At 72.2% G+C, this 8,514-nt stretch carries 10 protein-coding genes and 1 pseudogene; 8 read left to right on the forward strand and 3 right to left on the reverse strand.

The genetic code is table 11. The features are described 5' to 3' along the window. Both ABT300_RS38460 and ABT300_RS38465 read left to right on the forward strand, forming a co-directional pair. Positions 1 to 227: pseudogene (locus ABT300_RS38460) on the forward strand (GNAT family N-acetyltransferase); the annotation flags it as partial. A gap of 31 nt (positions 228 to 258) precedes the next feature. Next, positions 259 to 894, forward strand: a complete 636-nt coding sequence (locus ABT300_RS38465) for an ATP-binding protein (RefSeq protein ID WP_351686175.1) — start codon at positions 259 to 261, stop codon at positions 892 to 894. 109 nt (positions 895 to 1,003) lie between these two features. Here ABT300_RS38465 and ABT300_RS38470 read toward each other — a convergent pair whose 3' ends face one another. After that, on the reverse strand, positions 1,004 to 2,281 hold the full coding sequence (locus tag ABT300_RS38470) for an MFS transporter (protein ID WP_351686178.1): 1,278 nt from the start codon (positions 2,279 to 2,281) through the stop codon (positions 1,004 to 1,006). Between the two features lie 122 nt (positions 2,282 to 2,403). On the opposite strand from ABT300_RS38470, the gene ABT300_RS38475 reads away from it, so the two are divergent. After that, positions 2,404 to 2,838, forward strand: coding sequence for a VOC family protein (locus ABT300_RS38475; RefSeq protein WP_351686180.1), 435 nt, complete (start codon positions 2,404 to 2,406; stop codon positions 2,836 to 2,838). A 61-nt stretch (positions 2,839 to 2,899) separates the two neighbouring features. On the opposite strand, the gene ABT300_RS38480 is transcribed toward ABT300_RS38475, so the two are convergent. After that, positions 2,900 to 3,535 (reverse strand): RraA family protein, encoded by a 636-nt coding sequence (locus ABT300_RS38480; protein WP_351686182.1) that lies wholly within the window; start codon positions 3,533 to 3,535, stop codon positions 2,900 to 2,902. Between the two features lie 207 nt (positions 3,536 to 3,742). Here ABT300_RS38480 and ABT300_RS38485 point away from each other — a divergent pair, with 207 nt between their 5' ends. Then, positions 3,743 to 3,898: a DUF6131 family protein gene (locus ABT300_RS38485; protein ID WP_351686184.1), complete on the forward strand. Its 156-nt coding sequence runs from the start codon at positions 3,743 to 3,745 to the stop codon at positions 3,896 to 3,898. A gap of 84 nt (positions 3,899 to 3,982) precedes the next feature. Here the strand turns inward: ABT300_RS38485 and ABT300_RS38490 are convergent, their stop codons facing one another. Beyond that, positions 3,983 to 5,173, reverse strand: coding sequence for a PP2C family protein-serine/threonine phosphatase (locus ABT300_RS38490; protein WP_351686186.1), 1,191 nt, complete (start codon positions 5,171 to 5,173; stop codon positions 3,983 to 3,985). 140 nt (positions 5,174 to 5,313) lie between these two features. Between ABT300_RS38490 and ABT300_RS38495 the strand changes: the two genes are divergently transcribed. The 4 genes from ABT300_RS38495 to ABT300_RS38510 form a co-directional block, all read left to right on the forward strand. Next, positions 5,314 to 5,667, forward strand: coding sequence for a VOC family protein (locus ABT300_RS38495; RefSeq protein ID WP_351686188.1), 354 nt, complete (start codon positions 5,314 to 5,316; stop codon positions 5,665 to 5,667). 46 nt (positions 5,668 to 5,713) lie between these two features. Continuing rightward, positions 5,714 to 6,103: a nuclear transport factor 2 family protein gene (locus ABT300_RS38500; RefSeq protein WP_351686190.1), complete on the forward strand. Its 390-nt coding sequence runs from the start codon at positions 5,714 to 5,716 to the stop codon at positions 6,101 to 6,103. Between the two features lie 59 nt (positions 6,104 to 6,162). Then, complete coding sequence (locus tag ABT300_RS38505; protein WP_351686192.1) at positions 6,163 to 7,137, forward strand: DUF1648 domain-containing protein; 975 nt, start codon at positions 6,163 to 6,165, stop codon at positions 7,135 to 7,137. Between the two features lie 222 nt (positions 7,138 to 7,359). Continuing rightward, positions 7,360 to 8,514: penicillin-binding transpeptidase domain-containing protein (locus ABT300_RS38510; protein WP_351686194.1), on the forward strand; the 1,155-nt coding region annotated here is incomplete at its 3' end.

The raw sequence follows: 8,514 nt of genomic DNA on the forward strand, positions 1-8,514 counted from the left end.
CGGGGCTGGCCCTCGAGGCCGCCACGGCGGCGCTGCGGGCCGCGGCCGGCGAACTGCCCGACCAGCCGGTCCTGATCGTGACGCAGAGCGCCAACGAGCGTTCCCTGCGGCTCGCCGCCCGCCTCGGTTTCCAGCGCGTGGGCGCCTTCGAGGCGTACGACGCGGAGCAGACCCTCGCCGTCGCGCATCTGCATGCGTTCAAGGCGGCGACGCCGGCTCAGGGGTAGGGCCTTCGCAGCGGTGTCCGATACTTGTCGGATGGACGAAACAGCGGCCTCCTCCTGGACCAACACCACCCACGACTGGGCCAGTCACGTGGATCTGGACCATCTCGCCCGGATTCGCCGGGAGCCGCATGCGTTCGCTCCCGGCGGCCCGGCGCACCTCGTCCTCGAAGTCGTCGCCTACGCCGCCGACGAGGCGTCCCACCGAGGGGGCGGCCGGTGCCTCGTCACCCTGCATCGCGACGGCTCCGTGTCCGTGGCGGACGACGGGCGAGGCACCGACACCCGGGTCGACGCTCACGGCCGGACGGTGAAGAAGCCGGTGATGGCGTCGAAGGACCTGCGGTTCTTCGACTTCCCGGATGCGGAACGCCTTCCGGACGGGCATCCGCGGCGCGGAATGTCCGTCGTGGCGGCGCTCAGCGAGTGGCTGGTCCACACCAACCGCCGTCACGACGGGGCCTGGACCCAACGCTATGAGCACGGTGTCCCGGTGAGCGACCTGATCCCGCTCGACGCCGACGGCGCCACCGGAACGCTCGTCCGCTTCCTGCCGCTCGACTCGCTGCGCACACAGGGCCCGCCGGCCGCGGACGCTCTGACGCGGTGGTGCGCGCACTGGCCCGACCTGACGGTTCGCCTCGACGACGAACGCGGCCCGACCCCATGACCCTGACCCGGATCGGCGCGCCGGGCCCGGGCCCGGGATCGTAGGACCCGCGCAGGGTCGCCGCCGACGGGCTGTCCGGGCTGTCCGGACTGACGGGCCGTCCGGGCCGTTACGTCTGCTCCGCCTCGCGCCGGTCGTGCGTCGGCCTCGGACGGTCGACCGGAGTCAGGCGGTTGACCCGGTGAACGGCAGGGACACAGAGGTTGAGCACAGTCGCGGCGGCGATCATCGCGGCGCATGCCAGCAGCGCCGTACGACCGTCCCAGGCGTGGGCCGCGAGCGCGGTGACGACGTATCCGGCGGGGATGGCCAGCCGCTCCCCGATCCCGTTGAACGCGATCAGCCGACCCTGCTCATCCTGAGGCACGTGCTGGGAGAACGCCGTGGTCCAGGCGACGACGGCGACGTCGAGTCCGACGCCGGCGAGCAGGGCGGCCACCAGCACGAGCAGCAGCGGCAGCCCCCGGGCCATGGCCGCCAGCGGAAGCACGAGCGCACCGCCCGCGGCGATCGCGACCACGAGCAGCCGGTACGGCTTCCAGCGCAGGCACACGAGGGTGCCCGCGAGCAGTCCGCAGGCGAAGGCCGCCTGGATCAGGCCCCAGTCGCGCGCGCCCGCGTACTGCGAAGCGGCGACGAGCGGGCCGAGAAGCTGGAAACCCGCCAGCCACGCGGCGACGAGGACGGCGCCGGCGGCCGTGTAGGTCCACAGCCAGGTACGCGACCAGAAGCTCGCCCAGCCGGCCCGCAGATCCGTCAGCGCGCTGGTGGACGTGGTGATCGGTGCGTCCAGCCGCAGACCGAGCAGCAGGACGGCCGCCGCGGCGAACGTGAACGCGTCCCCGGCCAGGGCCCAGGCCGCACCGCTCGCGGCCACGACGAGCCCTCCGGCGACCGGAGCCAGTACCTTGACCGCGTTGGACGGCAGTCTGAGCAACGCGTTGGCCTGTTGCAGATGCTCGGCGGGAACGATCTGCACGACGGCGCCCTGCGCGGCGGGCCCGATGAACGAGGATGCCGTGCCCGACACGAAGCCGCACGCCGCGATCGACGCCGTCGTCGCGTGTCCCGTGGCCACCGAGACGGCCAGCACCCCTTGGGCGGCCGCGGCCAGCAGATTGCCGAGGAACAGCAGTCGGCTCCGGGACAGACGGTCCGCGAAGACGCCGCCTGCCAACAGGAACAGGATCATGGGGACGGTGTTCGTGGCGAGCACGAGGCCGAGGGAACCCGCTCCCCCGCCCTGCTCGATGACGGAGTAGGCCAGGGCGAGGGGCGCCATCGCGGAGCCGGTCACCGAGATGAGATGGGCCGAAAGGTACCGCCGGAACGGCGCGATCCCCCACGGCGTGCCGACGGGCGTCGGTGACTTCTGGGCGGACTCCATGATCTCCCCTGCGTTGGGCGCAGCGAGCACCATAGCCCGGCGTGCGCCGCGTCGACGTCCCGCCGGGAATCGCCTGACGCCTTTCGTCCGAGGGCAGTTGAGCCCCCTGCTACGGTGACGCGATGGCATCGATCAAGGAGTTCCAGGTCACCTTCGACTGCGCGGATCCCGAGCGCGTCGCCCGCTTCTGGTGCGAGGTACTGGGGTATGTCCGGCCCACGCCGCCGTCCGGGTTCGCCAGTTGGGACGACTACGACCGCTCCCTGCCGTCCGAGGAGCGGGGTGCGTGGTCCGCGTGCCAGGACCCCGCAGGCGTGGGCCCGCGGCTGTACTTCCAGCGTGTTCCCGAGGGCAAGGTCGTCAAGAACCGGGTGCATCTCGATGTGCGCGTGGGCACCGGCCTCGTGGGTGAGGAGCGCGTGGCCAGGCTCGAGGCCGAGTGCGCGCGGTTGGTGGCGCTGGGCGGCGTGCGGGTACGACTCCTGCTCGCCGACGAGCACAACGAGTCGTGCCTGCACATGCTGGACGTCGAGGGCAACGAGTTCTGTCTCGACTGAGCACGGGCGCCCGGCGCCACTCAACGCGGGCGGCCCGGTCGGCGCGGGCGCGGGGAGGGCGTCAGCCCTCGAAGCCCTGGGCGCGCAGGATCTCGTCGATACGCGTGCGGTGGGCCTTCTCCCACATGTCGAGGGTCTCGCCGGCCTCCTTGGCGAGCTTGGCCCGGGCTGCGGTCAGCGTCTCCCGCGCACCGGCGGAGGGGACGATCACGACGCCTTCCTCGTCGGCGACGACGATGTCACCGGGGTGCACCACGACTCCCCCGCAGCGCACCGGGGCGTTGAGCGGCTCGACCGCCTTCTTGCTTCCGGGGAAGGGGATCACCCCGCGGGCGAACACGGGGAAGCCCATCTCCCTGACCTCGGCCAGATCCCGGATGAGCCCGTCGGCGACGAAGGCCGCGACGCCCCGGCGTTGCGCGACGGCGCACACGTTGCCGCCGGCCAGCGCGAAGTCCAGGTCGCCCGACTCGACGACGATGACGGTGCCCGGTTCGGCGCGGTGGATGGCCGCGTGGAGCATGAGGTTGTCGCCCGGCGGGCATCGCACGGTGAACGCCGGCCCGGCGACGCGGGGCACGGGCGCCCACAGCGGGCGGATGCCGATGCCCATGACCTGCGTGCGGCCGAGGACGTCCGCGAGCGTCGTGGTCGGTGTCTCAGCGAAAGCGGAGGCCGCTTCGGTCGGGTCCGTCATGTGTGTCTCCCCCTCGTGATGAACGCGCCCGCGCTGTCCCGGGCCTGTCCGTTCTACACGACGGGCTCCCCTTGGGTGCGGACCGGGCACCAGGCAGATCATCCCGGCATCCCGGCATCCCGCCGATTCGACGGCGCCTGTCCCGTTCGTGACTTGGCGAAAGCGGGTACTCGGAGTCGGCACCAACCGCTCCCCAAGGGGGAAGCCATGATCATCCTGGGTGTCATTCTGCTCATCATCGGTCTCGTCGCCGGCATCGCCTTCTTGTGGACCATCGGGGTCATCCTGGTGGCCGTGGGCGCGGTGCTGTGGGTTCTCGGCGCGATGGGACACGCCGTCGCCGGACGGCGTCACTATTGGTGACCGGGGACGGGGACTCGCGGCTTCGCGCCGCTGCCCGCCGCTGCCGCCGGTCCGCTGCACACGAGGAGAGGCCCGCCGCGGGCGTCACCGCGGCCCGGGTCTCTTCTCCGCGAGTCCGCGCCGACTGCCGTGCCAGTCCAGTACGACCACCGTGGCGTCGTCCCTCAGATTTCCGCGGCAGGCCTCGAGGACCGCGGCCGTCAGGCTGCGGACGGCCTCGCGCGGGTGCAGGTCGCGGGTCTCGTGGACGATCGACGCCAGATCGGCGGCGGCCGCGCCCCGCTCCTGCATGCCGTCGGTGAGCAGGACCAAGCGGTCCGCGGGACGCAGATGCAGTTCCTGTACGCGGTACGACGTGGGCGCCGCCACTCCGAAGGGCAGGTTGACGGCGAGCTTCAGTTCCTCGACGACGCCGTCGCGAAGCCGCAGCGGCCGGGGGTGGCCGGCGTTGACCAGCTCGCACACCCCGGTGTCGAGTTCGACGCACAGCAGCTGGCCGGTGGCCAGACCGCGGCTGTGGCTCAGCAGGGCCTGATGCGCGTGGTCGGCCTGCTTCAGCGCGTCGCAGCCGCTGCGGCGCGCCCGTCTCAGCGCGCCGACCAGCAGGGTGGCCAGCAGGGCCGAGTTCGTGTCGTGGCCCATGGCGTCGGTGATCGACAGGTGCAGGGTGTCACGGTCGAGGGTGTAGTCGTAGGTGTCGCCGCCGATGTCGTCCGCCGGGACGAGCCCGGCGGCAAGGGTGAACTGGGCCGCCTCGCAGCAGGCGGCGGAGGGCAGCAGCTGGTGCTGGATCTCCGCGGCCAGGCTCGTCTCGGTGGTGCGACGGCCCAGGTGGTAGAGATCGGTGAAGCGGCGGTCCGTGACGATGATGTAGGCCAGCGCGTGCGCCGCGTCGCGCACCTGCCGGAGCACGGTGTCGTCGACCGACTGCAGGGTCACCTCGAGGACGCCGATGCAGTCACCGCGGTTGGTGACCGGCGTGATGACTCGCTGCCCGTCCTGCCCGTCCGGTTCCACATGCTGGCGTTGGCTCCGCAGGACGTCGTCGTAGACGCTGCCCACCAGATCCATCGGCTCGCCCTCGTCCTCGACGTCACTGCCGGCCGCGACGAGTCGCACGAGTCGCTGACCGACGAGGTCGACGAACAGAAAGGACACGCGCTCGGCGCCGAACCGCTTCTGCAGATCGTGCGCCACCACGTCGACGGACTCACCGGGCGGCGCCGCCTCCGCAGCGGCCAGCAACTCGCCCAGTTCCAGATCTCCACCCTTCACGACAACCTCCCATCGGCTGCCGAATCTTCTTCCCCGGATCTCCGCGACGTCACCTGATGCGCCCATTTCCGGCGGGCCGAGACGGCGGGCCGGGCCGCCTCGACGCCCCCCGTCGCCCCTGTCCTGGCAGGATGGCGGGCATGGAACATGTGCTTGGAATCGGTGGATATTTCCTGCGGGCCGCCGACCCTGCGGCCCTGACGGCGTGGTACCGCGAGTGCCTCGGTCTGGACGCCGACGGCCACGGCCTGTGGCGTCAGGAGAGCGGCCCGACGGTGTTCGCGACCTTCGAGTCCGGGACCGACTACTTCGGCTCGCGTGACCAGCGGACCATGCTCAACTTCCGTGTCCGCGACCTCGACGCGATGCTCGCCCAACTGCGTGAGCGGGGCGCGGACGTGGCCGAGGAGACACAGGAGATGGAGGGGGTAGGCCGGTTCGGCTGGGTGGTCGATCCGGAGGGCAACCGCATCGAGCTGTGGCAGCCCGCCTGACGGCGCCGCGAAGCGAGGCGAGTCGGCCCTTGCGTAGGATTCGGTCATGATCGACGAGAGCGAAAGCGCGCGTGCCGTACGAGACGCCGTGGACGCCGAACTGCGGCTGCTCGATCCCGAGGTGCGAGCCTCTCCGGCCCTCGTGTCGGATCTGCTGGATCCGGAGTTCACCGAGTTCGGTGCTTCGGGACGTCGGTGGGACGCGCGGTCCATCCTCTCGGTCACCAGCGGTGGGACGGTGTCGTCGGAGGCTCCGGTGCAGGTCGCCGAGATGGCCGGAGTCGTTCTTGCTCCCGGCGTGGTTCATCTGACGTACTTCAGTGACGACCAGGGGCGGCGGGCCTGGCGGAGCTCCTTGTGGCGGCTGACGGACACGGGCTGGCGCATGTACTTCCACCAGGCGACGCCCGTCCCGTCCGCGTCCGATCGGCCCTGAAGGCCGACGGCGTCGACGGAGACGGGGCGCACGCGCCCCGGACATGATCGGGGGGATCGGTGAGCGGACGGACGCGCAGCAGCGCGGTGGTGGGGACGGCCTGTTGGGGCATCGGGGTCCTGATCCTGCTGGTGGCGTTGCCCTTGGCCGCCGGCACCAGGCTTCCGGACCGGATCGCGACCCACTGGCAGGGCTCAGGCCGGCCCGACGGCTCCATGCCGCTGTGGGCCGCGGCCCTGTTCCCGGCGCTGATCTGGGGTGTTGCGGCATCGGTCGTCGTGTTGAGCTCGCGCCGGGCGGGGTCCGGGGACAGGCCGCCCGGCTGGACGGGCGCGGGTCTCGGCTTCGGCGGCGTGACGCTGCTGGGCGGGCAGGCGTCGGTCGTCCGGGCGAATCTGGACCACGGGGACTGGCACGAGGCGGGATCGGTGACGACGGGGGTCGTGGGCGCGCTCGTCGTGGCGACCGCCGTGGGAACGGCCGCGTTTCTGACCGCGCGACCGGCGCGGACCGCGTCCCGGTCCGCGCCCGCCGGCTCGGCTCGGGGGATGCCCGCCGGACAGCGGGGCTCGTGGTCCGGCCGCGCCTCGAACGCCTGGCTGCATGCACTTTCCGCCCTCACCGGGATGCTCGGGATCGCCGTCGTGACGTCGGTGCTCTCCGGCCTTACGGAAGTCCCGTTCCTCCTGGCGGCAGTTCCGTTCGCCCTGGCCTGCGTGCTGGTCCTCGGCTGCGCGACGGTAGAGGCACGGGTCGACGAATCCGGTCTGACCGTCGCTTTCGGCCCCTTCGGCCGGCCGGCACGGCACTGGGCCGTGGACGAGGTCGAGTGGGCGCGCGTCGAGCACCGCAGACCCGGACAGGTCGGCGGCTGGGGCTACCGCCTCGGCGGGCCGGGCTCCACCGTGCTGGTGCGCGGCGGAGCATGCCTGGTCGTACAGCTGTCGAAGGGCGGTGAGTTCGCCGTGAGCGTGGACGACGCCGAACGCGGAGCCGCGCTGCTGAACTCACTCCATGCCGGACAGACCGTCTGAGGCGGTGACGGCGACGCCCGGTCCGAACACGCCGTTGACGGCGGATCTCCACACGTCCTCGGGCTGTGGGATGCCCTGCACGATCGTGTCCACGAACGCCGCTCCTCGGCCGCCGCCCCCATCGGACGGGGCGCACTGGGGAGATGGTGACACGACGGCGGCTGGAGGGACCTGCTGTGCACAACTGCGCCTCCCCTCGGGCTGGTTCTCTAAGATGCGGCCATGCACACGATCATGGGAGGGGCGCTTCGCGTCTCGGGGATCCTCGTCGCTCTGACCGCCGTGACGAGCGGCTGCACCCGGGACGCGCCCACCGACGGCGCCCCGGGCACCTCCTCGGCGAAGGCTTCCTCTCCGGCCTCCTCGAAGCGGGGGCTGGGCGACATCCTCGTCGGCGGGAAGGCCGTCACCGGCTCACAGCCCTCCGGCCTCGCCAAGGTCCCCTACCGGCGCACCTACACCGACGGCGCTCTCTACGCTCCGGTCACGGGCTTTCGGTCGATGGCGTTCGGCGGGTCCGGCCTGGAGCGTGTGTACGAGGACGTCCTCGGCGCCGCGGGGTCCGGCGCCGGCCCGGGCGACGTCGCGACGACCATCGAACCCGCCGTCCAGAAAGCCGCGTTCGCCGCGCTGGGTGAACGGCGGGGCGCCGCGGTGGCGCTCGACGCGCAGTCCGGGAAGCTGCTCGCCGTCGTGAGCACGCCGTCCTACGACCCGGCGACGTTCAGCGGCCGGTCGACGAAGGACGCGCAGGCGTGGAAGTCGCTCAACGCCGACAGCCGTTCGCCGATGCTGAACCGTGCCCTGCGACAGGCCGACGCGCCGGGGGCGACGTTCAGCGTCGTCGTCGCGGCCGCCGCCCTCGACCAAGGGCTCTACGCGACGGTGGACGACCCCACCGCGAGCCCTCTCAGCTACGTCCTGCCCCTGTCGACGACGCGGGTGACCGGCGGGTCGTCGGCGTGCCTGAACGCCTCGATCAGAGTGGCGTTGCGCCACTCCTGCGCCAATGTGTTCACCAAGTTGGCCGCCGATCTCGGGCAGGACCGACTCCGTTCCGTGGCACGGAAGTTCGGCTTCGACGGCGACACGCTCGATGTGCCCCTACGGGTCGCCGAGAGCAGCTATCCCGGCGCCGGCACGTCGGCCCCGGCGGCGGCTCTGACGGGGATCGGAGCCGGGGACGTGCGCGCGACCGTGTTGCAGATGGCCCGGGTCGCGGCAGCGGTCGCGAACGACGGGCGGCTCGTGCCCCCGCGGTTGGTGGAGCGTGTGACGAACGCGGACGGCGCCGCCCGGCCGCCCGGTGACGGCGGCGGCGCCCCCGTCCAGGCTGTGTCCCGTGGGGCCGCCGAGGCGTTGCGAGCGGCGCTCGGG

Origin of the sequence: Streptomyces sp. NPDC001027 (assembly GCF_040299045.1) — a bacterium.
GTDB lineage: Bacteria > Actinomycetota > Actinomycetes > Streptomycetales > Streptomycetaceae > Streptomyces.

Bases quoted from the DNA above. Each gene is read 5' to 3' on its own strand.
- ABT300_RS38475 (WP_351686180.1), top strand. From the start codon at position 2,404: ATGGCATCGATCAAGGAGTTCCAGGTCACCTTCGACTGCGCGGATCCC.
- ABT300_RS38470 (WP_351686178.1), bottom strand. From the start codon at position 2,281: ATGGAGTCCGCCCAGAAGTCACCGACGCCCGTCGGCACGCCGTGGGGG.
- ABT300_RS38480 (WP_351686182.1), bottom strand. From the start codon at position 3,535: ATGACGGACCCGACCGAAGCGGCCTCCGCTTTCGCTGAGACACCGACC.
- ABT300_RS38485 (WP_351686184.1), top strand. From the start codon at position 3,743: ATGATCATCCTGGGTGTCATTCTGCTCATCATCGGTCTCGTCGCCGGC.
- ABT300_RS38465 (WP_351686175.1), top strand. From the start codon at position 259: ATGGACGAAACAGCGGCCTCCTCCTGGACCAACACCACCCACGACTGG.
- ABT300_RS38495 (WP_351686188.1), top strand. From the start codon at position 5,314: ATGGAACATGTGCTTGGAATCGGTGGATATTTCCTGCGGGCCGCCGAC.
- ABT300_RS38500 (WP_351686190.1), top strand. From the start codon at position 5,714: ATGATCGACGAGAGCGAAAGCGCGCGTGCCGTACGAGACGCCGTGGAC.